The sequence below is a fragment of the Ruegeria sp. YTSA219 genome, from assembly GCF_059609985.1.
This window is the reverse complement of record NZ_JBXWMT010000014.1, coordinates 14782-40335: the sequence shown is the minus strand read 5'-3', so window position 1 is coordinate 40335 and position 25554 is coordinate 14782. Positions and strand designations below refer to the sequence as shown.

General features: G+C 56.1%; 29 protein-coding genes and 1 pseudogene. 19 read left to right on the top strand and 11 right to left on the bottom strand.

The window, feature by feature from the left end:
* Positions 1–2 precede the first annotated feature (2 nt).
* From AC2FFB_RS16620 to AC2FFB_RS16610, 3 genes are all read right to left on the bottom strand, one after another.
* Complete coding sequence (locus AC2FFB_RS16620) at positions 3–266, bottom strand: hypothetical protein (RefSeq protein ID WP_142639168.1); 264 nt, start codon at positions 264–266, stop codon at positions 3–5.
* A gap of 69 nt (positions 267–335) precedes the next feature.
* Complete coding sequence (locus AC2FFB_RS16615; protein WP_496875208.1) at positions 336–1250, bottom strand: DMT family transporter; 915 nt, start codon at positions 1248–1250, stop codon at positions 336–338.
* Positions 1247–2125 carry a LysR family transcriptional regulator gene (locus AC2FFB_RS16610; protein ID WP_142639300.1) on the bottom strand — a complete coding sequence of 293 codons (879 nt, stop codon included), beginning with the start codon at positions 2123–2125 and terminating at the stop codon, positions 1247–1249. The genes AC2FFB_RS16615 and AC2FFB_RS16610 overlap by 4 nt, the downstream gene beginning before the upstream one ends.
* A 117-nt stretch (positions 2126–2242) precedes the next feature.
* Between AC2FFB_RS16610 and AC2FFB_RS16605 the strand changes: the two genes are divergently transcribed.
* Positions 2243–2824: an FMN-dependent NADH-azoreductase gene (locus AC2FFB_RS16605; protein ID WP_496875207.1), complete on the top strand. Its 582-nt coding sequence runs from the start codon at positions 2243–2245 to the stop codon at positions 2822–2824.
* Between the two features lie 66 nt (positions 2825–2890).
* Positions 2891–3631, top strand: a complete 741-nt coding sequence (locus AC2FFB_RS16600) for an aspartate/glutamate racemase family protein (RefSeq protein WP_496694515.1) — start codon at positions 2891–2893, stop codon at positions 3629–3631.
* On the opposite strand, the gene AC2FFB_RS16595 is transcribed toward AC2FFB_RS16600, so the two are convergent.
* Positions 3632–4162: a prolyl-tRNA synthetase associated domain-containing protein gene (locus AC2FFB_RS16595; RefSeq protein ID WP_496694516.1), complete on the bottom strand. Its 531-nt coding sequence runs from the start codon at positions 4160–4162 to the stop codon at positions 3632–3634. It abuts the gene before it with no gap.
* 88 nt (positions 4163–4250) lie between these two features.
* On the opposite strand from AC2FFB_RS16595, the gene AC2FFB_RS16590 reads away from it, so the two are divergent.
* From AC2FFB_RS16590 to trmD, 11 genes are all read left to right on the top strand, one after another.
* Positions 4251–4769: a hypothetical protein gene (locus tag AC2FFB_RS16590; RefSeq protein ID WP_281995862.1), complete on the top strand. Its 519-nt coding sequence runs from the start codon at positions 4251–4253 to the stop codon at positions 4767–4769.
* A gap of 161 nt (positions 4770–4930) precedes the next feature.
* Positions 4931–6427, top strand: a complete 1497-nt coding sequence (ffh, locus tag AC2FFB_RS16585; RefSeq protein ID WP_142639156.1) for a signal recognition particle protein — start codon at positions 4931–4933, stop codon at positions 6425–6427.
* Positions 6428–6982, top strand: coding sequence for a GNAT family N-acetyltransferase (locus AC2FFB_RS16580; RefSeq protein ID WP_496875206.1), 555 nt, complete (start codon positions 6428–6430; stop codon positions 6980–6982).
* Positions 6979–7530 carry a GNAT family N-acetyltransferase gene (locus AC2FFB_RS16575; RefSeq protein ID WP_496875205.1) on the top strand — a complete coding sequence of 184 codons (552 nt, stop codon included), beginning with the start codon at positions 6979–6981 and terminating at the stop codon, positions 7528–7530. Before AC2FFB_RS16580 ends, AC2FFB_RS16575 begins: the two co-directional genes overlap by 4 nt.
* Positions 7527–7823, top strand: coding sequence for a chorismate mutase (locus AC2FFB_RS16570; RefSeq protein WP_142639150.1), 297 nt, complete (start codon positions 7527–7529; stop codon positions 7821–7823). The genes AC2FFB_RS16575 and AC2FFB_RS16570 overlap by 4 nt, the downstream gene beginning before the upstream one ends.
* Before the next feature lie 42 nt (positions 7824–7865).
* Positions 7866–8255, top strand: a complete 390-nt coding sequence (gene rpsP, locus AC2FFB_RS16565) for a 30S ribosomal protein S16 (RefSeq protein WP_142639148.1) — start codon at positions 7866–7868, stop codon at positions 8253–8255.
* A 12-nt stretch (positions 8256–8267) separates the two neighbouring features.
* A complete protein-coding gene (gene bluB / locus AC2FFB_RS16560; protein WP_271951454.1) occupies positions 8268–8903 on the top strand; it encodes a 5,6-dimethylbenzimidazole synthase in 636 nt (211 codons plus the stop codon).
* Positions 8904–8907: 4 nt separating this feature from the next.
* Positions 8908–9057 (top strand): hypothetical protein, encoded by a 150-nt coding sequence (locus AC2FFB_RS16555; RefSeq protein WP_185956731.1) that lies wholly within the window; start codon positions 8908–8910, stop codon positions 9055–9057.
* The gene (rimM, locus tag AC2FFB_RS16550; RefSeq protein WP_281973529.1) at positions 9050–9553 is read left to right on the top strand and encodes a ribosome maturation factor RimM; all 504 of its coding nucleotides are present in this window, start codon (positions 9050–9052) and stop codon (positions 9551–9553) included. The genes AC2FFB_RS16555 and rimM overlap by 8 nt, the downstream gene beginning before the upstream one ends.
* The gene (locus AC2FFB_RS16545; RefSeq protein WP_281995860.1) at positions 9553–10368 is read left to right on the top strand and encodes a hypothetical protein; all 816 of its coding nucleotides are present in this window, start codon (positions 9553–9555) and stop codon (positions 10366–10368) included. Before rimM ends, AC2FFB_RS16545 begins: the two co-directional genes overlap by 1 nt.
* The gene (gene trmD, locus AC2FFB_RS16540; protein WP_271951461.1) at positions 10365–11174 is read left to right on the top strand and encodes a tRNA (guanosine(37)-N1)-methyltransferase TrmD; all 810 of its coding nucleotides are present in this window, start codon (positions 10365–10367) and stop codon (positions 11172–11174) included. Before AC2FFB_RS16545 ends, trmD begins: the two co-directional genes overlap by 4 nt.
* A gap of 132 nt (positions 11175–11306) precedes the next feature.
* On the opposite strand, the gene AC2FFB_RS16535 is transcribed toward trmD, so the two are convergent.
* Positions 11307–12110, bottom strand: coding sequence for a glycoside hydrolase family 25 protein (locus AC2FFB_RS16535; RefSeq protein ID WP_142639140.1), 804 nt, complete (start codon positions 12108–12110; stop codon positions 11307–11309).
* 381 nt (positions 12111–12491) lie between these two features.
* Between AC2FFB_RS16535 and rplS the strand changes: the two genes are divergently transcribed.
* Both rplS and rpmE read left to right on the top strand, forming a co-directional pair.
* On the top strand, positions 12492–12875 hold the full coding sequence (gene rplS, locus AC2FFB_RS16530; protein WP_142639138.1) for a 50S ribosomal protein L19: 384 nt from the start codon (positions 12492–12494) through the stop codon (positions 12873–12875).
* An 11-nt stretch (positions 12876–12886) separates the two neighbouring features.
* Positions 12887–13108 (top strand): 50S ribosomal protein L31, encoded by a 222-nt coding sequence (gene rpmE / locus AC2FFB_RS16525; protein ID WP_142639136.1) that lies wholly within the window; start codon positions 12887–12889, stop codon positions 13106–13108.
* Positions 13109–13214: 106 nt separating this feature from the next.
* On the opposite strand, the gene AC2FFB_RS16520 is transcribed toward rpmE, so the two are convergent.
* Together AC2FFB_RS16520 and AC2FFB_RS16515 are read right to left on the bottom strand one after the other, a co-directional pair.
* Complete coding sequence (locus tag AC2FFB_RS16520; RefSeq protein ID WP_496714039.1) at positions 13215–14801, bottom strand: MFS transporter; 1587 nt, start codon at positions 14799–14801, stop codon at positions 13215–13217.
* Positions 14802–14880: 79 nt separating this feature from the next.
* Positions 14881–15768 (bottom strand): AEC family transporter, encoded by an 888-nt coding sequence (locus tag AC2FFB_RS16515; protein WP_142639132.1) that lies wholly within the window; start codon positions 15766–15768, stop codon positions 14881–14883.
* Between the two features lie 211 nt (positions 15769–15979).
* Here AC2FFB_RS16515 and AC2FFB_RS16510 point away from each other — a divergent pair, with 211 nt between their 5' ends.
* A complete protein-coding gene (locus tag AC2FFB_RS16510) occupies positions 15980–16789 on the top strand; it encodes a division plane positioning ATPase MipZ (protein ID WP_496875204.1) in 810 nt (269 codons plus the stop codon).
* A gap of 99 nt (positions 16790–16888) precedes the next feature.
* Here AC2FFB_RS16510 and AC2FFB_RS16505 read toward each other — a convergent pair.
* The 4 genes and pseudogenes from AC2FFB_RS16505 to AC2FFB_RS16490 form a co-directional block, all read right to left on the bottom strand.
* Positions 16889–17427, bottom strand: a pseudogene (locus tag AC2FFB_RS16505) (putative glycolipid-binding domain-containing protein).
* 156 nt (positions 17428–17583) lie between these two features.
* Entirely contained in the window at positions 17584–18207 is a 624-nt protein-coding gene (locus AC2FFB_RS16500) for a class I SAM-dependent methyltransferase (RefSeq protein ID WP_496875203.1), read from the bottom strand.
* A 37-nt stretch (positions 18208–18244) separates the two neighbouring features.
* Positions 18245–18463: a helix-turn-helix transcriptional regulator gene (locus AC2FFB_RS16495; RefSeq protein WP_496690345.1), complete on the bottom strand. Its 219-nt coding sequence runs from the start codon at positions 18461–18463 to the stop codon at positions 18245–18247.
* 3 nt (positions 18464–18466) lie between these two features.
* Positions 18467–18916, bottom strand: coding sequence for a hypothetical protein (locus tag AC2FFB_RS16490; RefSeq protein ID WP_496875202.1), 450 nt, complete (start codon positions 18914–18916; stop codon positions 18467–18469).
* 900 nt (positions 18917–19816) lie between these two features.
* Between AC2FFB_RS16490 and AC2FFB_RS16485 the strand changes: the two genes are divergently transcribed.
* The 3 genes from AC2FFB_RS16485 (at position 19817) to AC2FFB_RS16475 (ending at position 25125) form a co-directional block, all read left to right on the top strand.
* Positions 19817–21433 carry a phosphate ABC transporter substrate-binding/OmpA family protein gene (locus tag AC2FFB_RS16485; protein ID WP_496694520.1) on the top strand — a complete coding sequence of 539 codons (1617 nt, stop codon included), beginning with the start codon at positions 19817–19819 and terminating at the stop codon, positions 21431–21433.
* 94 nt (positions 21434–21527) lie between these two features.
* Positions 21528–22550: a hypothetical protein gene (locus AC2FFB_RS16480; protein ID WP_271951478.1), complete on the top strand. Its 1023-nt coding sequence runs from the start codon at positions 21528–21530 to the stop codon at positions 22548–22550.
* 298 nt (positions 22551–22848) lie between these two features.
* Entirely contained in the window at positions 22849–25125 is a 2277-nt protein-coding gene (locus tag AC2FFB_RS16475; RefSeq protein ID WP_496875201.1) for a serine/threonine protein kinase, read from the top strand.
* Positions 25126–25554 lie beyond the last annotated feature (429 nt).

The window sequence follows — 25554 nt, the reverse complement described above, 5'->3', positions numbered from 1 at the left end:
GGCTAGCCTTCCTGACTGTATTCAACACCGGTCACGACCCCCGAAGGGTCCGCCCGACACAACCACGGGGCCTGGGCCCCGGTAACGGAAACCGTCGTGACCGACCCGCCCGGTTCGGTATCGGTGGACAATGCCCGAACATCCCCGGGCCGCGTTCCAGTTTCGGCTGCGACCAGCGCCTCGCAACTGGCTTGTAAATCCGTTTCAGATGACCCGGCACAGGCGCCGCAAGCCACCAATATCATTATGGAAAGAACTGGTTTCATGTCGTCCCCTTGGACGTTTCATATTCTGGTCTAGGGCCAAGCCTGACACAATTTGGTCGTTTCACAAGTTCAATCGGCTTGCGGCAAAGGACGCGCGGGTTTGCCCTCCTCGGATTTCAGCAGCAAAACCAGGGCCAGGATCGTCAGACCGGCACCAAAATAGACGACAGGGCCAACCGCCTGCTGCCCCAGAGAGATTTCCCACAGAATGACCCAACTGGGAACCAGATAAGTATAAGCCATCACCTTTGCCGATGGCAGGCGCAGCGTTGAATACTGAACCAGCACGAAACTTGCCGCGGTTGCAAAGACCGAAACATAAATCAAACCCACCCAGACGATTGCTGGCAGGTTCGCCCAGTCGGTAGCACGGATCTCGGACCAGCCGTAGATCGTCAGCATCAGGCATCCCGCCAGAAGCGTACCAAAGGTAAACACCACTGCAGGCTCTCCACGGTTCAGCTTGCGTACAAGGGGTGTATACAAAGCATGCGCGACACAGCCCCAGAAATAGATGATTTCCCCCTGCCCGATATCGAACGCGCGCACGGCTTGCCAATCGGCGCGAAAGATCACCCACAGCGCCCCGACTGCCCCAAGGGTCAGTGCAAGCGCCATCCTTGGTGTGGTGATCTGGCGCAACAAGATCCAACCGGCGAATGCGGCCATAACCGGAGTCAGCGTAAAGACCGCTGCCGCGTTGACAGGCGGTGCAGTTTGCAACCCGTAGAACATCAACACGAAATAGGCCGCGAATACTCCGCCCAGAACCAAATAGCGCCACGGGGCTTGTGCCGCGCTGCGCGGCAGACCGGTGGTCATAAAGGCGGCACCCCCAATCACCACGGATGCGATGCCGAACCGGGCCGCGGTAATGGCTTCGGGCGCGATCTGATTGGCGATCAGTGACCCCAGCGAGAAACTCCCTGCAACCAGGGCCGAAAAAATCAGCATGGCCAGATGGCCACGCGCATGTTGACTCATTTTGCCCAGCTCTTGGATTGCTCTTTCAGATAGGTCAGAAAGGCCTGCACCTTGGTCGTGCGATGCAGATCCACATGGGTAACAAGCCACAGATCACCAAACCATTCCGGCATCGGGTCGATCACTTCGACCAGATTCGGATCTCCTGCAGCTGACCAACGTGGCATGAAACCGATACCCGCCCCGGACAGGACCGCCTCGCGGATACAGAAGTTGTTGGTACAACGGAAGGTGATGCGCTCGGCTGGCACGGTCTGGCGCAACCAGCGGGAAAACGGCGCTCGGCTGTTTTCGTCATCGGTACTGATGAAAGAATGATCCGCAAAGTCATCCAGGCTGCCAGGCTTGCCGTGCAGCGCGACATAATCGGTGCTGGCGTATAACCCGACCTCTTGCTTCATAAAGGACTGAACCACGTTGTCGGGCTGATCAGGCGCTGACCCGGCACGGATCGCCACGTGCGCTTCGCCATATTCCAGACGAAACAGCCGATCACCGGTCAGATACCGGACGATCAGTTCCGGGTGCCGTCGCTGAAACTCGGCAAGAACCGGCACCACCAGAGATGCCAGAGAGGACAGAGACGTCACGACCAACTCGCCCGACACGTCATCACCCCGACCCTTCATACGGCCGATCAGTTGATTGAACTGATCCTCAGTCGCCTGTGCCACACGCAACAGGTCCTCTCCGGCTTCGGTCGGGGTATAGCCGCGCGCATGGCGCTGGAACAGCTTGACCGCCAGCCGGGCCTCAATTGCATCAATGTGGCGAATGACGGTGGCATGATGCACACCCAGGACCTCGGCCGCGCCACTGACCGTTCCCATACGCGCCACCTGATAGGCGGTTCTTACCTCGTCCCAGTTGTCCACTGCGGTTTTCCATTGTGCAAATTCTAACAGACCCTGTTGACTTACCAGAGTTTTGTTCGCTCGCGCAACGCTCATATCGGGCCAAGACACATCCTGCACACCAAAGGAAATTGAACCATGACCAAAACTATCCTGCATATCGACGCATCGGCCCGCCGCGAAGGCTCGACCACTCGTGACCTGTCGGCACGCATCGTCAATCACTTGGGCGCTGACCGCATAATTCGCCGTGACCTTGTCACACCTCTACCGCTGCTGACCGAAGCCTGGGTCAGCGCAAATTTCACCCCTGCCGATCAGCGCAGTGCCATGCAACAGGACCAGTTATCCCTGTCTGACGAGCTGGTAACTGAACTGCAGCAGGCCGATACGCTTGTCATAGGCCTGCCGATCTACAATTTCTCGGTGCCCGCGGCGTTCAAAGCCTGGATCGACCTGATTGCCCGCGTCGGAGTGACTTTTTCGTATTCCGAAAGCGGTCCAAAAGGCCTGTTGGATGGAAAGCGCGCGGTTTTAGCCGTGGCGTCGGGTGGCACAGCTGTCGGGTCTGATGTCGATTTTGCCACCACCTATGCCAAGCATGTACTTGGCTTTATCGGTATCCATGACGTCGAAATCGTCGCCGCCGACCAGTTGGCGCTGGATGCCGAAGGTTCTCTCAGCAATGCACGAAATGCGGTTTCGCAACTGGCAGCCTGATTGACCTTCACCTCAGAAAACGTCCAGTCTGTCCTGGATACCAAATGGGCAGACTGGACGCACGCAATGAAAAAGATCGGCATTCTGGGCGGCGTGGGCTGGGCCTCGACCGTTGATTATTACCGGGCGATTGCCGAAGGCGCGGGGCGGTTTTTCGCCCAGCGCGGACATGGATCCCCTCTGCCCATCCCACCCATGACCATCGAGTCCGTGACCCAGGCTAAAACCCGCGCCCTACGCGGCGTCGCGGGCGATGAGGCCAGTTGGACCGGATTTGATGCTGTATTTCGGGAAGCTTTGTTAACTCTTGAAGCCGCTGGCTGTGACTTTGGGATTATCGCCTCGAACACACCCCACGCGCGGCTGCATGCAATCCGACAGGGCGTTACGATGCCCATTCTCAGCATCTTCGATGCAACCGCCGAGGTTACGGCCTCGACAGAGGCCACGCGCGCGCTGGTTCTAGGCACCACGGTAACGATGCAGGCGACGCACTATGCCAACAAACTGGGCGAGATTGGCATCAGCGCAAACGCCCGCCTGCCCGAAAGCGAAATTGCAAAGATGCAAGCGATGATCGACGGTGATTTCTACGGCGGCGCGTCAGAAAGCGCCCGTGTGCGCCTGCTGGCCTTTTGTAACCGGCATGCCGAACCCGGAACCGCAATCCTTCTGGCCTGCACGGAACTGCCGCTGGCCTTTCCCGATCATCTGGACGACCCTGTGTTCGAGGCTGACGGGCATCTGTTCATCAACCCGTCCGCTGCACATGTGGCCGCGGCCCTGGAGGAGGCGTTAGTGCCCTGATCAGGGCAGCCAGTTCACCGCGCATGTAATCCGATCGAAGAAGGCCATCAAATCAGCGCGCGATATGGCAACTGTGCGGTCGTTGACCAAGGGATGCATGTTGATCACATCGGCCTGTTGTGCGGCAGCATCCATGTAAAAGCGTACATCATTCTGCACCCCGTTGATCATCGCCAGCGGGCTGACAGCCCCAGGGCGGATGCCGAGGTTTTGCAACAGCCGATCCGCCGAGCCAAAGGACAGGCTGCCGACACCCAGCTCGGCGCCCAGCGCCTTGAGGTCGATGTCGCGGCTCTGTTCCAGCGTCACCAGATAGTTCCGCTTTTTCTTATCGCGCAGATAGAGGTTCTTGAGGCGCAGGGTACGCTCACCCGGCACAAGAAACTGATCTTCGACGCCTTTCGCATCCTCAACCGTGCGCAGCGGGATGTGGGTATGCAGCCTATAGGTCAGGCCCCACGCACCCAGCTGCGCCAACAGCCCATCGGAACTGAGCGGCAATGTGTCTTGAAAAGCGGATGATGCGTCCATGGGAACCTCCTGTCTGCCTCGCTCATCGCCCAACACGGGTACGATTTCAAGCCGAGACAAACCGCAAAACGGGTGCTAGCGTGCCGCCATGAAAGTGACGCGCAATTCCTCTAACCAGTTGATCCTTTCCGATACCCCTTGGTTTATCGGCATCATGCTGGTCTTCTTCATTCTGGCATTTGTCGGCGCAGGCCTGTTCTTGGCCAGCGAAGGCGGTGAGGGCATCTTGTTCGGCATCTTCTTTGCACTGTTCGGCGGTGGAATGGGTTTTGGAGCATTCTGCGCATTTGTCCGTCGTGTTCAGGTCATCCTGGACCGAAAGGAAGACCGCATTATGATCCGCAGGCAGTCCGTTTTTGGCTATGAGACTGTCGAGCATGTGCTTTCAAACCTATCCCATGCGGAGATTGAAAGCACGATATCTAGAAGCGACAAGGGGTCATCCACCCTCTATCGCCCTGTGCTAATATTGGACAAGGGGATGAGCGCGGGACGTCATCCCATCGTCGAAGCGTTCTCGAACGGTCGTGGCGCGCATCGGCTGGTTGATGCGGTCAATAACTGGCTTCCTGCGCGCAAGGTTGACACCGCTAGCCGTTCAGCTTAAATCCCTGCCCAACATCCGGAAGCGTCTGATCTTCCGGTCCCTTGAGTCGTTCAGGGATCGCCCCCCACCAGCGAGTTTCGCCCGTGGGGGCAATTGTGTATTTAACCGGTGTTTCTTATCTGAGAAGCGCCACCAGATAACCGGCTAAGGAGGCCGCAGGCATGTTTGAAAATCTATCCGAACGCCTCTCTGGCGTCTTTGACCGGCTGACCAAACAGGGTGCGCTGTCTGAAGAGGACGTCAAGACCGCCCTGCGCGAAGTACGGGTTGCCTTGCTTGAGGCTGACGTCTCGCTGCCGGTCGCGCGTGAGTTCGTAAAGAAGGTGCAGGACCAAGCCACCGGACAAGCGGTGACCAAGTCGATCACCCCCGGCCAGCAGGTCGTCAAGATCGTGCATGACACGCTGGTTGACGTGCTGCGCGGTGAGCAAGACCCCGGTGCGCTCAAGATCGACAACCCGCCTGCCCCGATCCTGATGGTCGGTTTGCAGGGTTCGGGTAAGACGACAACCACCGGTAAGCTGGCCAAACGCCTGAAAGAGAAAGAGGGCAAGAAGGTCCTGATGGCCTCGCTGGATGTTTATCGCCCGGCGGCGATGGATCAGCTGGCCGTTCTGGGCACACAGATCGGCGTCGATACGCTGCCGATTGTTCCCGGACAGAAGCCCGTCGACATCGCCAAACGCGCCAAGCAGCAAGCGACGCTGGGTGGTTATGACGTCTATATGCTCGACACTGCGGGCCGTCTGCACATCGACGAAGTGCTGATGAACGAGGTCGAGCAGGTTCGCAACGCGGTCGACCCGCGCGAAACCCTGCTGGTCGTCGACGGTCTGACCGGTCAGGTCGCCGTTGAGGTCGCCGAGGAATTCGAAGCCAAGGTCGGTATCTCGGGCGTGGTTCTGACCCGTATGGATGGCGATGGGCGCGGCGGTGCGGCGCTGTCGATGCGCGCGGTCACCGGCAAACCGATCCGCTTTGTGGGCTTGGGCGAAAAGATGGACGCGCTTGAGACGTTCGAGCCGGACCGGATTGCAGGACGTATTCTGGGAATGGGCGACATCGTTGCCTTGGTCGAAAAGGCCCAGGAAACAATGGAGATCGAACAGACCGAGCGCATGATGAAGCGCATGGTCAAAGGTCAGTTCAACATGAACGACCTGAAGATGCAGCTGGAACAGATGATCCAGATGGGCGGCATGCAAGGCATGATGGGCATGATGCCCGGCATGGGCAAGATGGCCAAACAGGTCGAAGAATCGGGCATGGATGATAAGGTGCTCAAGCGCCAGATCGCCTTGATCCAATCCATGACCAAGCGTGAACGCGCCAACCCGCAACTGCTGCAAGCCAGCCGCAAGAAACGTATCGCGGCGGGTTCGGGTATGGAGGTCAGCGACCTCAACAAGCTGCTCAAGATGCACCGGCAGATGTCGGACATGATGAAGAAGATGGGCAAGATGGGCAAAGGCAAGATGCTGAAACAGGCCATGAAGGGCATGTTTGGCAAAGGCGGCCCCTCGCCAGAAGACATGGCGGCAGGCATGGACCCCAAGGCGCTGGAGCAGGCGGCCAAAGCGATGGGTGGCAAGATGCCCGGAATGGGCGGAGGCATGGCCCTGCCTCCGGGCCTCAGCGGATTTGGCAAAAAGAAGTAAATGACCGCCGCTGTACCTCATATCCCCCGGCTTGAAACCGAACGCCTGATCCTGCGCGCCCCGTGCGAGGACGATTTCAGCGCGCTGGAAGCATTCTTTGCCAGCGACGCATCGAAATTCGTCGGCGGTCCCAAACGTGCGGATGAGACATGGCGGACACTTGCCCTACTGCTGGGTCACTGGACCCTTCGCGGCTATGGGTATTGGGCGGTAGAGGAAAAAGGCGCCGGCAAATACATCGGCCATGTAGGGCTGTGGTTTCCGCATAGCTGGCCTGAGCCGGAAATCGGCTGGACACTGATGAGCAGCGCAACAGGCAAAGGATACGCGACCGAGGCGGCGCTCGCAGCACGGACATATGCCTATGACGTACTGGGCTGGGATACTGCTATTTCTCTGATCGACCCCGACAATCTGGCGAGCAGAGCCGTGGCCGATCGATTGGGTGCGCGGTTTGACAGCATCTATAAACACCCGGCCTATGGCGAGATGCAGGTTTGGCGGCATCCGGCTCCATCAGACCTTGAGAACGGTGGAGTGGAGGCATACGCATGACGACGTTCTCCATCCCGATCATCGAAACTGAACGCCTTGTTCTGCGGGCCCCGCATGCGGATGACTTGCCTGAGTTGACTGCCTTCTATGCATCCGAGCGCAGCCATATGGTTGGCGGTCCGCGGGATCAGGTGGGCAGCTGGAGCTCTCTGGCAACGCGTCTGGGTCACTGGGCGCTGAAAGGCTACGGCCTTTGGCATCTGACCGAGAATTCCAGCGGTCGCTTTGTTGGCGCGGTTGGCATCATTGATGTACCTGGCTGGGACGAACCCGAACTCGGCTGGACCCTGATGGACGGGGCGGAAGGCAAAGGTCTGGCTTTCGAGGCAGCCCTTGCAGCTCGCGACTATGCTGCGCGCCAACAGGGTTTGAATGGCGTCATCAGCTATATTCCGCATGAAAACACGCGCTCTCGTGCCTTGGCCGAGCGTATGGGGGCCAGCTTCGAGCGCGAAGGCGAAGTGATGGGCAAGCCCTGCCAGGTCTGGCGCCATCCCACGCTCGATTTATCCGAACCTGCTTTGACCACCGAAAGGACCGGCCAATGACCAATCCCGTGACTCAGGCTGCCGCGTTGCTCAAGGACCACCGCGAAAGCATCGATCGCTTGGACGCGATTCTGGTTTACACACTGGGCGAGCGGTTCAAGCACACACAAGCCGTTGGCAAACTGAAAGCGGCACACGACCTTCCCCCGTCCGATCCAACGCGCGAAGCTGCGCAGATCGCACGGTTAGAAGACCTGGCGAAAGAGGCCGATCTTGACCCCGATTTCGCCAAGGCTTTTCTGAATTTCATCATTCAGGAAGTCATCCGACACCATAAGAAACACCAGAATTGACCGGGCCGTTCCCGGCACACGCCATCTAAAGGAGATACCACCATGGCAATGAAAATTCGTCTCGCCCGCGGCGGCTCGAAAAAGCGTCCCTTCTACCGCATCGTGGCTGCCGACAGCCGCATGCCGCGCGACGGCCGTTTCATCGAAAAGCTGGGCACCTACAACCCGCTGCTGCCGAAAGACAACGAAGAGCGCGTTAAAATGGACATGGAGCGCATCCAGTACTGGCTGGACCAGGGCGCCCAGCCCACCGACCGGATCGCCCGCATGCTGGAAGCAGCCGGCGCCAAGGAAAAAGCCGAGCGTAGCAACCCCAACAAGGGTACCCCGGGCAAGAAAGCTCAGGAGCGCGCGGAAGAAAAAGCTGCAAAGGCCGCTGAAGCTGCCGAAGCTGCTGCTGCGCCTGCTGAAGAAGCAGCAGCAGAAGAGTAAGCAGGGCGGCGCGTGCGGGATCAGACCTTTACCGACGATTTTCGCGCGCAGTTCGATCTGTTGTTGCGGCTCCGGCGCGATGTGCGCCGGTTTCGCGACGATGCTGTGGACGAGGCAGTGCTGACGCGCTGCCTCGACGCATTTCGACTGGCGCCGTCTGTTGGGCTCAGCGAGCCTTGGCGTGTGGTCCGAGTCGAAAGTACCGCCGCGCGTGAGGCTGCGCTTAAGAACTTTCAGGCGGCGAATGCCCAGGCCCTAAAGGGATACTCGGGCGACAATGCGCGGCTCTACAGTCAGCTGAAACTGACGGGAATGCAGGAAGCACCGGTGCAGCTGGCCGTGTTCTGCGACGATTCCACCGACAAGGGGCGCGGTTTGGGTGCAGGTTCGATGCCCGAGATGCGGCGCTATTCCGTGGTCTCGGCAGTCACCCTGTTCTGGCTTGCCTTGCGGACCGAAGGGATGGGGTTGGGATGGGTGTCTATTCTGGACCCCGAACGAATGGCGCGTGATCTGAATGTGTCGGATAGCTGGCGGTTGATCGGTTACTTCTGTGTCGGATGGCCCGAAGAGCACTCGGAAACCCCCGAGTTGCAGCAATCTGGCTGGGAATTCCGCGACGACAACCTGCTTGTGGAGGTACGATAGACGTATGTTCGGACTATTACGGCTTCCTATCCTGTTGATGATCGCCTTTATTGTGGGCGTGTTTTTCGAACGCTCGAACCAGCGCGAAGCGTGTGAGGCACGCGGGTTATGGCAAGACGGGCTATGTGTGACGGTGGATGGACCAAATGAATGACCTGATCTGCGTAGGAAGTGTTGCGGGCTCATACGGGGTGCGCGGCGAAGTGCGCCTGAAAAGCTATTGCGCGATCCCTGAGGATATCGAAGCCTATTCGCCGCTGACGGATGAACAGGGCGCGAAACGCTATCCGCTGGTCCTGACTCGTCCGATCAAGAATGGCTTTGCCGCCAGATTGGGCGGAGTTGAAACCAAGGAACAGGCAGATGACCTGAAGGGGCTGCGCCTGTTTGCGCGGCGCGATCAGTTGCCTTCGCTACCTGATGACGAGTTCTACCACACAGATCTAATCGGGCTTGCGGTCTATGACACAGGGGGCGCGTTGCTGGGTCAGGTTAAATCTGTCCAGAACCACGGTGCGGCGGACCTGTTGGAATTGCACGGGCCGGGCCTGAATTCCACTGTTTTGCTACCGTTCACACTCGAGTCGGTTCCTACAGTTGATCTGGAACAGGGCCGCATCGTCGCCGACCCGCCCGAAGGGCTGATCTGATGCGTCGGGTCCTGCTGCATCTGGGCCTGCACAAAACTGGCACAACAGCAGCGCAATCCTTCCTCTATGAAAATCGCGAGCTGATTTGGCCGCATTTTGCGCTGGTCCTACCGTATCGCACCCGCAATTCCGGCCTGTCCCGCGCGGCCACCAACCATTCCGTCTATGGAACAGTGGGAACCCTCTCCGAGTTTGGCAGTCAGCTGCGCGAATTTCTGGACAGCCTGGATTTCGGCGACAAGCGGGGACTGATCCTGAGCGAAGAAAACTTCGCCGGCCTCAGGCCCAGCCGCAATATCGACCAAGGCTATGCTGCGGCCCCTGATCTGGCTGCCTGTCTGGTGGATTCAATTCGCCAGCGATTTTCAGGGCAAGAGGTTGAGATCACGATATACCTGTCTCTGCGCCAGCGCGGAGGCTGGTTGCGCAGCCTGTGGGCACATGATCTGGAACGGATGCGACAGGTTTTTGACTTTGAAACCTTTCGCGACAACCTGGACCACCTGCCCCCGCTGCAAGACACCGTCAGCCGCATCAAGGAAAAGCTGCCTTCCGTCTCTGTTACGACTGAATGGCTGGAAGATTTGCAACTGCGACGGCTTGGACCTGGCGACCCCTTTGCCGAATTTATGGACCTGTCGCGCGAAAAGGCCAACCTTCTGGTGCCTCCGACTCAGGTCAATACCCGGCTCCCCGAAGACGTCCTGTCCGAGTTGCTGGAACTGAACCGTTCGCGCCTGGAAGAAGCGGCTCTGGTTGCGCAAAAGACTGCCGTGATTGAACGCGCGCAGACAGACCTGATTGGTACATCATGACTGATACGTCCCCGAAATCTCATGGTCGCAAGGCGATCCGTCCTACGCTGAAACCGCGCGAACTGCTTACGCCCACGCCCGATTTGCATGGGGTGTGGAAGGCCAAGATCATCACCTTGTTTCCGTCGGCCTTTCCCGGAGTTCTTGGCGAAAGCCTGACTGGAAAAGCCCTGCAAGAAGGGTTGTGGCAGCTGGAAACCGTTGACCTGCGTCAGTTCGGTGTCGGCAAGCATCGCAATGTGGACGACACCCCGGCCGGCGGCGGAGCGGGGATGGTGTTGCGCTCTGATGTATTGGGCGAAGCAATCGAGCACACGATGACCGAGGCGCAAGGAAACTGGCCTCTGATCTACCTTAGCCCGCGCGGTCGCCGCATGGACCAGCGCATGATGCAGAACCTCGCGCGCTGTGATGGCATGACCCTGCTATGTGGGCGGTTTGAAGGTGTTGATGAGCGGGTGCTGGAGCATTACGGCGTCCAAGAGGTCTCGCTGGGGGATTTCGTGATGACCGGAGGCGAGATTGCCGCGCAAGCGCTGATCGACGCCACGGTGCGTCTGATCCCCGGCGTTCTGGGCAATCAGGCCTCGGCCGAAGAAGAGAGTTTTTCGTCGGGCCTGCTGGAGCACCCCCAGTACACCCGCCCGGCCGAATGGAAAGGCCGCCCAATCCCCGAGATTTTGATGTCAGGCCATCATGGTCGCATCGCCGAATGGCGTCACGATATGTCCGAACAGATCACCCGCGAACGGCGACCCGATCTGTGGGAGGCCTATCTGAGTGAACGGGAAGAGACGTCTGACTGACATCCCCCGTGTGACATGAGCCCCGCAGCTGAGCGGTCCCGGTTGCAGAATTATTCGGGGGGAAAAGCGCGAATGCAGGCTTGATCACTTCGTCGTGGGCGACACCATCGAAACCTATGGGGTGCCCAAAGTCTAAGGGCTACCAGATTTCCAGCGCGCCCAGATTTCCGGTGGCCCGTTGAAGACATTGATATCAACCCTCCCCTGAACACCGGGCACCAGCCCGGTGCCGGTGTATTGCCAGAGGCGCCACACCGCTTTGGGATACACATTTCGCGGATGACCGGCGACCGAACGCAACCAGAACTCAGTCTTGGGCAGCCGCCCGATATTCGTATCACCATAGAAATCCACCGTCGTATAGACGATCGGACGGCGCCCATAGTGGCGTTCGAGGATATCCAGGAACTGTTGAGCCTCGGCCCGGACCGTCGCACCATCGGGGCGCAAGGTGCAGGTCTTAGAATGCGGGGTCCACTCCATGTCCAGCACATGTGGCAGATCCGATCCCTTGGGTACGTTCTGGATGAACCAGCGGGCCTGTTCCCGCGCCGACCGGCAGAAATAGTAGTAATGATATGCCCCCCACGGCACGCCCGCAGCCTGCGCACCTTGCCGATGGCTGGCAAACATGGGGTCGGCGACATCGCCCCCTTCGGTCGCTTTGATAAAGACGAAACTAACGCCGGACTGCTTGGCGGTGCGCCAGTCTATCGCTCCTTGCCAGCGCGATACGTCCAGCCCGTGCACCGGGTAATGCCCCGGATGTCTCCCTTCCCATTCGTGGGGGTCTGCATCTGCAAAGGCTGGGAAGATCACAGAGGGCGGCGTAGCATCTGGAAACGACTGGGCCTCGACCAGTTGCGGCGGCGGGCTGCTGCGACCGCAGGACAGGGTCGCAAAGGCCATGACGGCGAGCATCAATGCGGTGCGCATGATCTAATCCTGTATCAAATGACTGCTCTTATAATTACGTCCAGTTTGCCTAATCAGCCCCGCAAGGCAATGGTTCTGTTTGCGTGCGGCGGAAACCCACCGTTTTCCCCGCCTTGCATGGCGATTTAGGCTTGATCCCTGCCCCCGATGCCCGTAAATGACCGCAATCCGGTGCCGCAACTTCGCGACTCCGGTGTTTTGGTTTGCATCATGTCGTGACGCCCGGCTTTCTTCAGCCACGGCGCGGCGGGCAGGCCAGAGACCAAGTGAACATTCGATCTGACCTCTGGCGGGCTGTACGCAGGACCCGGTGAAGACCAAGAGCTCTCAGGCCGTGCCCAAACTTCGTGGACCAACCACGAGCAGATAGGAGAACCTGCGATGGACCTGATCGCACAGCTTGAGGCGGAACAGATTGCCGCCCTGGGGAAAGACATCCCTGATTTCAAAGCCGGTGACACCATTCGTGTCGGCTTTAAAGTGACCGAAGGGTCGCGCACCCGTGTTCAGAACTACGAAGGCGTCTGCATCGCCCGTAAAGGTGGCAACACCATCGCCGGTGCGTTCACCGTGCGTAAGATTTCCTTTGGTGAAGGCGTGGAGCGTGTGTTCCCGCTGTATTCAACCAATATCGACAGCATCACCGTTGTCCGCCGTGGCCGCGTTCGTCGCGCCAAACTGTATTATCTGCGCACTCGTCGCGGTAAATCCGCACGTATCGCAGAGGTCACCAACTACAAGCCCAAAGCTGGCGCCGAAGCGTAAGGAACGGAAAGATGAAAAAAGACATCCATCCCGATTATCACGTCATCGACGTCAAAATGACCGATGGCACCATAGTTCAGATGAAATCCACCTGGGGCTCCGAAGGCGATCAGCTGGCTCTGGAAATCGACCCCTCCGTGCACCCCGCATGGACGGGTGGCGGCGCGCGTCTGATGGACGCCGGTGGCCGTGTGTCGAAGTTCAAAAAGAAATACGAAGGTCTGGGCTTCTAAGCCTGACCCGTTTCGAATGCGAAAGGCCGCCCCTCTGGGCGGCCTTTTTCGTTTTACCCGAAACCTCTGACACCGCCCTGACAAGAAAAGCGTCAGGATCAATCCCTCAGGAATTCTTCGCGCGTGTCAGATCCGCCGCGCTGTGCACCGGGGGCACAGGGCCGCGCAGCAACATCAACCCCAGCGTCACGCCGATCAGCGCCGCAATCGCCGTCACCATCATGGCGCTGTCAAAAGCGTTGTCCTGCAGGTCGCGCAAAGCATTTGACAGAGCACTTCCCGACGTCGGATCCATGCCGGCAATCAGTTGCTGGATTTGACTGGGCGTTCCGTGGGTCAGCGCATGAGCCAGATCATCACGGGGGGCCGAGCCGGCCGGTAACGCGTCGATCACTTCGGTAAGACCCCGACGAGAGGTGATGGCTTCGGCAAGCCCGCAGACCACAGCCCCCAACGTAGCCCCGAAATAGAGGCAGGCATTGATTACACCTGAGCCTTGCCCCACATGCTCATCAGGCAAAAGCCGCAACCCAAGACGCGGTAGCAGCGAGAAACAGATACCAAGACCAATGCCGACGATCATCAACTTCCACCAGATCTGCGCATATTGAGTGGGAACTGTAATCGTGGTCAGCAACAAAAACCCAGCGGCCATTGCGCCCAGCCCGATCACAACAGGCCATTGAAAGCTGTAGGGCGCAAGAAATCGAGGCGCGATGACCGAGATCGCGAACATGCTTAGGCTCAACGGCATAATCGCAAGCCCAGCCCCGATAGACGTGTATCCGAATGCATCAGGCGATTGGACGAATGTGTTGAAGTAGACGAAAAAGCCAAACAGCATAAAGCCGGTAAGGAACATCCCCGCTGCCGCCATGAAATAGCGCGGATGAAGGAAATAGCGCAGTTCGACCAACGGATCTTCGCTGCGGCGCGAGGCCAGCACCAAGCCGACCAAGGCCAGCATGGCGACACCCAGCGGCACCAGAGTCAACGGTGCTCGCCATCCGCCACTTTCCCCATTGCTCAGGGCAAATGATAGCGGCCCCAGAAACAGCACAAGAGCCACAGCGCCGAGATAATCGAACCGGGCATCGGCCAGTCGCGTGTTCGGTACATAGTTCCGTTTTCTCACGGTCAAGCCAATGATAAACGCGGTGGTCAGCAGGATCAGATCGGTGGCGAATACGGCTCTCCAACTGATGTAATGGGCGAATGCGCCGCCAAGGATAGGGCCGATCCCGATCGACAGTCCGACGATGGCGCCCCATGCTCCGGTAACGCTGGCGCGTTTTTCCTCCGGGGTCGCTGCAGTCAACAAGGGCAACGACGTGCCAAACAGCGCTGCGGCCCCTGCCCCCTGCGCCCCACGGCCAAACAGCATCATCGCCCCGTCCTGCGCGAACAAGGCCGAGGCAGAGCCTATGGCAAAAACGATCATGCCAACCAGAAACACGCCCAGCTTGCCCGTGATATCACCCAGCCGACTGATAATCGTCACCAGCGTGGCACTGACCACGGTATAGATGGCCATGACCCATTGCAGGCCCGAAGGCGACAGATCGAACTCATTTTTGAGATCAGGCAGGATGGTCGCGACCGCCGTGGAATTGAAGCCAACAACAACCATGCAAATCGCCGTCATGATCAATACAACGCGTGCGCCAGCATCAGATGAATTCGCTTTTAACATCAAATACGTCCTTAAATACGGGTGGCGGTTTTGGATCGTCACAACGATAGTTTAACAGGAATGTGCAGGCCGCCTAGCCTTAGATCCAGTAGGACAGCGCCAGCGGCAAAGCGATGATCGTTGTCAGGGTCGAAACCAGTATGAACCCGGCAACATCGGGGCCGTATTCCGGCACATGCTGGTCTATGAACAAATAGGTCGCCACCGATGACGGCATCAAACAGCACAGGATCACCGCGCCGCGCTCAGCGCCTGTAAAGCCGAAGGCCCAGACCAACCCGCTGGCGATTGCAACTGCCATCACCAGGTGCAAAGCGGTCAGCGTCACCGCACGCCCAAGGCGGTTGACCCGAAGGCTGGCCAATGTGTGGCCCAATGTCAGCAGCATCAGCGGGATGGAAAGCCCACCCAGGATATCGAATGACTTCGCAACAGGCTGAGGCAGGCTATAGCCGCTGGCCATCAGCACCAGCGATAGGACCACCGCATATATGATCGGCGAGGTGGCGAGCTTTCTGGGCGAAAACTCTTTGGCTGGTATCCACATCCCTACAGTGAAGATGCTGACAAGAACGACCACTACAAATGCCATCGTATAGGCCATCCCCGCATCGCCTAACGCAAGCAAGGTGATTGGCAATCCGATATTGCCCACATTCCCATGCATCAGAGGCGTCAGAAAGGCCCGCGCCGGCAGACGCATTACCTTCAGCGCCGCAAATCCCAGAACACCAAACCCGGCAATCGCCAAAACCGCAGCGGCCATCACGTCCAGAAACGTTCCAACAGCAATCTTTGTGGCCGACAGATGCGAGATGATCAGTGTGGGATATCCAACCCGCGAAACGATCGCGCCAATGACCTTGTTGTCAAAGGGCGTTTTGGTCAACGCCAGTACATACCCAGCCCCGGCACAGATCAGCACCGGCAGCACCACATTCAGTACGTTCAGAAACAGATGCTCCAAGCCATGTCTTTCTCACAGTCCTTAAGCCTGGAGATTGAAACATAGTCCCGGCTTTCGCAAGTCAGCGGCCTAAGGGCAGGCTGAGATTTCCGCAACAGGGGCTTTTTATGCAGCCCTACCTTGTTTCGGGTTCTTCCCTTCCCGCTTTCCACAACATATAGTGGCCTGCAACAACGTGTACGCAAACACGGTGAGACTTGGGAATACAGGCATGGCACATATTATCGTAGTGGGGAACGAGAAGGGCGGCGCGGGCAAATCGACTGTGTCCATGCATGTGGCCACCGCACTCGCCCGCCTGGGTCACAAGGTCAGCACCCTGGATCTGGACCTGCGGCAACGCAGCTTGGGACGGTATTTCGAGAACCGGAATAGCTTTCTGAAAAGCGCGGACCTGACCCTTCCCAGCCCCCGCCACCATGACCTGCCCGAGATTGATGCAAGCACGCTGAAACCGGGAGAAAACATCTATGACCACCGCCTCTCAGCGGCCGTGTCCGAGCTGGAAAGCGATAGCGATTTCATCCTGATCGACTGCCCCGGCTCTCATACCCGTCTCAGCCAGGTGGCGCATTCGCTGGCTGATACGCTGATCACTCCGCTGAACGACAGTTTTATCGATTTTGACCTGCTGGCACGCATCGATTCTAAGGGTGAGAAAATTCTGGGCCCGTCGGTCTATTCCGAGATGGTCTGGAACGCACGCCAGCTGCGCGCGCAAGCCGGCCTGAAGCCCATCGACTGGGTCGTAGTGCGCAACCGCGTCGGCACCCAGCGCATGGTCAACAAGGAAAAGATGCAGCGCGCGATCGAGATGCTGTCGCAGCGCATCGGCTTCCGGGTTGCTTCGGGCTTTTCCGAACGCGTTATTTTCCGAGAGCTGTTCCCGCGCGGGCTGACCCTATTGGACCTCAAGGATATCGGGATCAAACAGCTGAACATCTCGAACATCACAGCACGTCAGGAATTGCGCGACATGATGAAAGAGCTGAACCTGCCGGGTGTTGAGATCGATTTTTAGAAGCTTTTTACGACGGGTAGACGGACTATACTGCCGCTCACCTGGAAAAACGAAAGTCCGTTTTTGGCAATCGTTTTCGCTTTAGAGCCCTTGTTGGGCCTAAGCTATTACTGCTTTCCAATACTCAGGGTAAACTCGAACGAAACCAAATCCATCGACAGTCAAACTTGCTTCGTATCCACTATTGATCGAAGTGTACCTATAGGTATTCTCGTTCAGCCGCTCATATCGTTGCTTCAGCGGTTTGAATGTCCAGGTTTCATCATCCAACCAAACAGCAGTGAACTCTGCCTGATCTCCAATCCCTAGCTGGAGTCGCTTGATCGCATTCGTGTTCGTGGCCGGTGTAACCCAAGATCGATGTCGAGCAATTCATCAACAGCATCCACAACTTTGTCATTCGAGGTCCATGTACCATCGCCTTGCTTCACTAAAACAAGATCAACCCTATCTGCCCCAATCCAACGCTGTACGGTGGCGGCGCTACACTCCCATTCGTCATTACAGGTCACGGAATAAGCTATTCTGACAGGAGAATTTTCAACTACGTAGACAGCCATGCCCGAGATTACGCGAGACGTTCCGTTACAGTTAACCGAACAGGCTTCTGTGCCCACGACATCAATCCGTCGCCACATTGTACTTCGCATCATCGCCTCAACCATCGCTATTGCTTTGCTTGCCCCATAGCAGACATTCATGCGTGTTTCAGCATAGGTCAATCAGGGCTCTCTCCAGCCGTTCTCGGCGGCGTGCATGAACGGCTGGGTCAGTGTTGTCAGAAGTCGAACGAACTAACCGCGGTTCCTTGCGATGATGAAAGCAGTCGAACCCGTTTCGGGACGCCACTTTTGTTCAATTTCGAACCCATGAGCTTGCATACGCTCTACAAGGATTTCTTGCGTCAGGGCGCGGATCTTGGGCAATAGGCCAATGGTCCCGAGAGCTGGTATGACGAACTTCTCGAGACCTTCCAGGCAGACCGTCGAGCTGAAGAACAGGCCACCTTCCTTCAAGGAACTACGAACACGGTCCAGTGTCGCGTCAAGATCCAGTACCAAGTGCAGGATCGACATAGCCAGTACGGCATCATACTGTTGACCCTTCGCCGGAATAGGCCAGCACTCGAACGCGCTGACTTCAAAGTTGATGTTCTTGCTGCCCTGCGCGTCGGCTTTTTCCCGGGCGATTGAGATCATTTCGGATGAATAGTCGATGGCGTCGATATGGGCGACTTTTGGGGCGTGAATGAGCGCCGTCGTACCTGTGCCACAGCCAAATTCCAGGACGCGGTCTTGGGGGGACAGGTGTCTTGCAGTTATGTCCAGTTTGTATTCATAGGCGGCTTGGTTTTGGACCGGACGGCGGGCATAGGATCTCGCCATCAGATTCCAGAACCGGGTGGGTTTGATGAACATATCTAATCCTTTGGTAGGGTGCAGCAGACGCGATGATTTAGCTGGCGTCTTGGACGTCGAAGACTTTTTCGAGGGGCTTGTCGAATACACGAGAAATCAATATCGCCAGTTCGAGCGTTGGTGAATATTTGGCGTTTTCAATGGCAACGATGGTTTGTCGGGTGACTCCAACCTTTTCGGCGAGTTCTTTTTGCGTCATTTCATCTGCGTCAAAGCGTAGACGTCTAATGTTGTTGGTGATCCTGAGCTTGCCCATGGATCAGTACCCCCGCCGATAGCTAGCAAATTTGACAATATCTGCTGACAGGGATCCGAAGGCCATTCCGAAATAGATGATGTTGAAGCCAGTGAGCGCTGATGCGTTGAGAGCCATGGCGACGACAGCTGAGATAAAACCCGCACCCGCGAAGATAATGATGGCGTAGCTGCCACGGCGCTCGAACATCTTGTCACGTTCATCAACGACGAAGCTGGGTTTGGGTTCGTGAGTAACAATCGCAAACCCAATGTTGAACAGTATGGTGCCGATGATGGTGACCACGACGCCCAGGGGGATCAGCCAGATCACCATGCGGGCCCAGTTGTTTACAGCGTCTGGGCCATCAAACAATCCAGAGGCATTCATATCCAGAAGCCGTGAAACGACAAATGCACTAACGGCGAGGTTCACGAAGATCGAGACGACCGTATTGCGATCTTGGTAGGTCATTTCTGAAATCCCTATTGGACAGAACACTTCTAGTGAGTCGATTATTACTTACACGTTGTATGAAATATTATACTCAGTGTCAAAAATAATATACCTCACAATCGAAGTGTAGTTGCAGCTTGTGCTCGATGATGGGCATCTACGACTCCAACTGGAGTGCTGCGCGTTTGCGACTGGCCCAAAGGTTGTGTCGCCAACTTTTCGAAGACTAGAACCAGCGTTATGCTAGACCCAATTATCCTGCGATCTCAGCAAACACCCGAAAGCCAGAGGTTGTATTACTAGAGAATTGTTTCTTCCGGATCATGTTGACTACCTCAATGCCATCCAGTGTGGCTGAAGCTGATCTAAATGGCTTGAACCCACACATGTGCCGTACGCGTCATTTAAAGTTTGCGACACAACCCCTTCGCTTCAGCAGCGGCAACTTTGGATGATATCGAAGTCCCTCACATAATCCGCAAGGGGCAATTCACACCCGGATTCTGTCCGTTTCGGCAGTTCGCCAAGCTCGCGGCCTAACTCACGAGCGATTGCTGAAACCGCTCGCCGGGTTCAGAACTTTCCAACAGAACCGTTCGAGTGCCCGAAATAGTTAAGAATCACCTGGGTCAAAGGCTGCGAATGCGTGGCAAGAAAGGTATGAGGTTCGTTCTGGGAAATCTCAGGGAAAACCTGAGCCCCTAAAATCACGACTCAATTCGACGTTGAATCGCGTCAGCTTCGGATACAAGCTAAGAAAGAGCGCCAACTGTGGTCAGAATCTGCCTCAAACGTGTCCATAAGTGGGGGGAAGCAAGGCAATTTTATGTATCCCCGCTGCAGCCTTGACTAAACTTCCCGGGTACCGCTACGTCATTAAGAAATTATGAAGGTTGTATCAGTTTTTGCGAAACAACCTTGAGTAAAACGAGAATCAATAATCAGAAGTTTGAGGTTAGGAAAATGTTAAATCGGGTCCTGAAAACTACCTCTGGTGCGTTGATGTTGTCCGTCGCGACCATGGCAAACGCTGAAACTGTTCAGTTGAACAGTTTAGACGGCGGAATGACTCTGACCGGAGAGCTAATAGATTTTGATGGCGCCAATTACGAACTCCGAACGGTGGTTGGTACAATCACGGTTGACGCTTTCAAAGTTGAATGCATTGGCGAAGCCTGCCCCAGTCGGAACGAAGGTCCAGTCGAATATGGCATTTCAGGTTCTTCTCGCCTGGTCGATGTCTTATTCGCTGATCTTACGACGCAATTCGGTGAGGAGATTGGCGGCACTGCTTTGCGCTCTGAGGAAGAAGGTGTCGATAAGCTACTGCTCCGTAACGAGCTAGGCGAGTTTTTGGCCGAAGTCTCCTTGATGGGTGGTGACTCCGCAGACGGGATCAAACAACTGGTCGATGGGAACTCGGCACTGGCCGTGACCACACGCCCTGCTCAACCCGACGAGCTGGCGAGCGCATCGCAGGCTGGACTCGGGGATATCACCACGAGTGAAAACGAGAAAATTTTTGCGCTGGACGGTCTAGTTGTTATTACATCGCAAAGTAACCAACTGCGGGCAGTCGCCGAACAGGATCTAGCGCGAATATTTTCCGGAGCCATATCCAACTGGAGCCAGATTGGTGGGCCCGATGCCCCGATCCAGCTTTACATGCGAGCGCCTGAAAGCGGAACTGCGTTGGTTTTCAATGACCTGATCATGAACCCCGTGGGCGCAACATACGCGAGCGATACAAGCTTTTTCGAAACAGACACGGAATTGGCTGCAGCAGTTGCTTCTGATCCGCTTGGTATCGGAATTACCAGCCTCGCAAGTGCTGATGAGGCCAAGGTTCTTGCAATTCGCGGTGTTTGTGGAATTCAGGTTCCAGCGACACCTTTCACCATCAAGACAGAAGAATACCCGCTTAGCCGACGCTTGTATGCATATACCGGCAAAACTGCGCCAGCACAGTTGAACCGCTTCATGCAATTCCTCGAAAGCGAAAAGGCGCAAGAGACAATTGATGCTTCGGGCTTTGTGTCACTTGGTGAATCCCTGCAAGGCCCCAATGAGCAGGGACTACGCTATCTTGGCGCAGTAATGCCAACCGATGCAGAGGTTACCCTGAAACAGTTGCAGGAAATGTCCGCTGAGCTGTCCGGTGCCGACCGTAGTTCTATAACCTTTCGGTTTGCATTCGGATCCTCTCGCCTGGATACGCGGGCACAGGACGACATAAGGCGCCTTGCTTCGTTGCTTGCCAAGGAAGAAACCACAAACAAAGAACTTCTTTTGATCGGATACACAGACTCTGTCGGCGCTGGGGGATCCAACCGGTCACTCAGTCAGCAGCGTGCCAAACAAGTTAGCAATGCGTTGCTACAAGCAGCGCCTACCAACAGCCTGGACGGGTTAACCATCCGAACTCTGGGTTATGGTGAGATCTCGCCGCTAAGTTGCAACGACACTGAGAATGGTCGCCGTATCAACCGCCGAGTGGAAGTCTGGTTGCGAGACGTTGTCACCACATCCCAGTAGCGAAGCGCCAACTCAGCTTCGGAACGGGAATACAACGGTCAGTGACCAAGACGATAATTCAATGGAGTAACGTCGTATGAGAATGCTCGCAGTATTGGCCAATGTTTTCCTACTGCAATTGTCAGGGGCGGCTGTCGCGCAGGAAGACCCATACAAATCCGCAGTAGACAGCTGGCTCAATGGTAGCGAGGCCGTAGGCCTGCAAGGTTTGTCGGAAGCGGCCAGTCAGGGGAACACATCGGCGCAAATGATCCTTGGTCAGATCGATCGCGATACTGTACCTGGAGGATTTTCCGATTACTTGATCAATCATCAGGCACGAGACCAGCTTCTTCGTGCACCGGATCCCGATAAGGGAACCGTAAACTGGTTGCTTGCTCTGAGCAATCCTGCCCTACAAAAACACGGCGAGGCCATCTTTGGATATCGGGTTGGTCGTCAGCCAATCAGCAATGCGATAGCACTGCAAACTCATGGTGAGATTGAAGGCGCCGAGTATGTATTGTGGAATACACTGAATAACGGCCGCTTTGATCTGATCAATTCCATGCCTTCAGAAAACTACGGCCTGTCCGAAGCCGGTTTTCTCAAGTGGATCGAAGCTTATATGGCGCGGGAAAACAAGGCGATCACGATGCGGGCCTTTGTGGAAGAATCCAATCCCAAACGTGTTTCGGGGTTGTTGGGTCTCAAACGACTGGCACGACTGTTGAACCTCAATCAGCATTTTTCCGACGAAGCCAACCAGTTCACGACAGTGATGCTGGGCCGGGGCTCGGACTTGCCTGAAAGTGTCGATTTGGTTCGCTTGAACGAAAGCATTTCTCGCATCAGTGAAACCGATAAATACTTGAACATCGTAAAACGCTACTGCGACTCATGCGAAGGTGAAACAGTAGACTACGATTGCGTGGTTCAGGCTCTGGAAATCATAGGTGGCTACAAGACGCTGATGTCCATCCGCACCCCAGTTGAGGGGTCAATTGACCAGGCTACATTCATGAATTCTAATCGTTCGGTCGAAATCTTCGCGCAGTTGGTAAACAACATGCGCCGCCACTACTCTCGTGGCATTCGATCGTCTTGCATTGCCGCTAATCTGAAAGCCAAGATCTAACATATAGCTAAAACAAGGTTTGATTGAGATTATCACATGTTTGAAGGCGTCGTGAACCTTTGCAAAATAGCTTAACCGTTCAATGGTTCCGGTTCCGATAAAGCAAAAGTAAAACGTTTGTATGTACTGACTTCCTACGCTGACCAACTTGGATCGAACAGTGTGCATACTGGAAATCACGAAACAAACGGACTCGCGTAAAGAGTGTGTATAACTGAGAAACGTTTTGTGATTGGAAATTGAATAATTCCTGATGTGCAAGGGACGATAACGGACGGGACGAGGCATGGGCAACGTAATGAAACTAGTAACGACTGGTGATGAAGATACGGGTCAGATGATCGGAGCCTCTTCCGCAGATGATCTCCCTGCCGGCGCCCGGTTGTTGCATGGTCAGTACAAAATTGACCACTACCTGAACAGCGGCGGCTTCGGCATTACCTATCTGGCCAATGACAGTCTCAACCGCAAGGTGGTTATCAAAGAGTGTTTTCCAGCCATGTTCGCGCGCCGACAGAATCTGCTGGTGAAGGCTCGTGTGCAAAAACACAAAGAAGATCTTCGCCAGATTGTGCGGCACTTCATCAACGAAGCCCAGCGCCTGGCAACTATGGATCACCCCAATATCGTTGGTGTGCACCAAGTCTTTGAGGACAACGACACCGCCTATATGGCACTGGACTTCGTTGAAGGCCCGGACCTTTTGGACGCAATCGACGACGCTGAAACCCAGCTGGACGAAGCCGATGTCATGTCGATCCTGCGGCAGATTCTGGATGCGGTCGCATTTATGCACAAGCAAGGGATGTTGCATCGGGACATATCGCCTGACAACATTCTGGTCGGACCCAACAAGATACCTGTATTGATTGATTTTGGTGCTGCGCGTGAGCAAAATAGGAAAACAAACCGTGTTTTGTCTGCCTTACGCGCAGTCAAGGATGGCTATTCCCCACAGGAATTTTATGTCACTGACGGCGTGCAAGGACCGTTTAGCGACCTCTATTCCTTGGCGGCAACATTCTATCATGTGATCACCGGAGAGCGCGCGCCAGACAGCCAGACTCGGGTTTCTGCGATTGCCGAGCAAAAGCCCGATCCTTGCAAACCTTTGCAGGGGCGCTCTGATAAGTATGATGACGTCTTTCTCGAAGCGCTCGACAAGGCTATGTCGGCGATGCCAAAGGATCGCTTTCAAACCGCTGATGAGTGGCTCGAGGCGATAGATCACTTGACCGAACCGACCGCCGTTGAACAGGATGTTAGAGTTGCGGTCTCTTCATCCGGCGGAATCAACCGTGTCGCAATAACCGGCGGGCTGCTGGCATTTGGAGTTGTAGGTGCCGTAGTCGGCGTGCTGGCCATCGGAGCATTTTCACCATCCTCCGAGCCACAAGCAACGCAAGAGGACGTTTTGGCTGCCGAAGCTGAAGCACGCGCCAAAGCTGAGATCGAAGCAGCGGCGACAGCAGAAGCAATCGCAGATGCCACCGCACGGGTCGCAGAAGCCGAGGCACGACTGGCCCAAGCCGAAGCCCGCGCGCAGGCAGAGACCATAGCGCGTGCTGAGGCCGAAGCCGCAGCTCAGGCAGCGGCTCAGGCCGAAGCCGAAGCACGCGCCAAAGCGGCAACCGAATCGGAAGCTCGTGCACAGGCTGAGGCCGAAGCGGCTGCTCAGGCGGCGGCCCAAGCCGAAGCCGAAGCACGTGCCAAAGCCGCTGTCGAGGCAGAAGCACGCGCGCAAGCCGAGGTTGAAGCGGCCGCCAAAGCCGCGGCAGAGGCAGAAGCCCGCGCGCAGGCCGAAGTCGAAGCGGCAGCCAAAGCCGCGGCAGAAGCGCAAGCCCGAGCACAGGCTGAGATCGAAGCAGTCGAAATGGCGATGGCAGAGGCAGAATCGCGCGCGCAGGCTAACGATGAAGTTGCTGCTAAAGTGAGCACTGGCGACACAGATCAGGCGAATGTCGAAGCTGATACTACCACTCAAATCGTTCAGGATTTAGGGCCGACTTCAGTGAAGTCTGAATGGAAGGTTCTTCTGCCTTTTGTAGCGTCGGCGGATAGTCCCGATACTGTGGAATACGTCGCTAGCGAGGCCCCTGTTTGGGTTCACGCGGGGCTGCGTATTGACTCTGTCAATGGGATTGAAATCAATGATCTGAACTCCATCGCTGCCGTTCTACTTCAATCTGGGGCTACTCCTTCGCAAGAGGGAACCATGGATGTGACCATCGGGCTTTCTAACCCAAGAGACGGTGTCGAAGTGCGGGACGTTACACTGGGTGTCGTACAAGACACGACCTTGTCGAATGGCGTCGTTTTTCAAACTCAATATGCAGAGAATGGAAAATGGGTTACGAGCGTGGCTCATGTCCCAGAAGATGTAGGCCCAGGCACAACTCTGAAACCGAACGACCAGCTGACAGCATATTTTCCGACAGATGAAAATATCGATGGGCAAGATACGATTGCCGATCTTCTGCGTGCAGGTTTGAATGACGGCCAGACTGACTTCAAGTTCACGGTCAGAAGAGGCACTTCTTTGTGGCTGGCGGACTTGCACTACGTGGGCAAGTAATAGAGAGATCATGGCTGAACGCAGTGTGCGAGTTGACCACGCCACATTGAAAAGGTGGGTTGTGAAAAAGCATAACACTGGTTCTAGTCTTTCGAAAAGTTTGCGACACAACTGTCTGGGCGTGCGTAACAGACAAAGATAACGAAACCGGTATGTTTCATTTCACCGTATATGGTGAGAGTGAGCCAAAGTTCTCTGAACAAGCCGGTGTTCTGAGCAGCGGTATGGTTACTCGTCGGTTGTTTCTGTGAACCAACGGTATTTAAATTCAGTAGGACAATATGGCTCGCAGAGATGAAAAGCGCATATATAGAATGTGAACGTTGGATGAACGGTATTTCCATGCGAAAAGATGGCTAGGCTTTATTGTTTGGAAGCCTCTCGGTATCAGGTCCGGATACTAGAGACTCAGGATCTGAAAATGCAGTG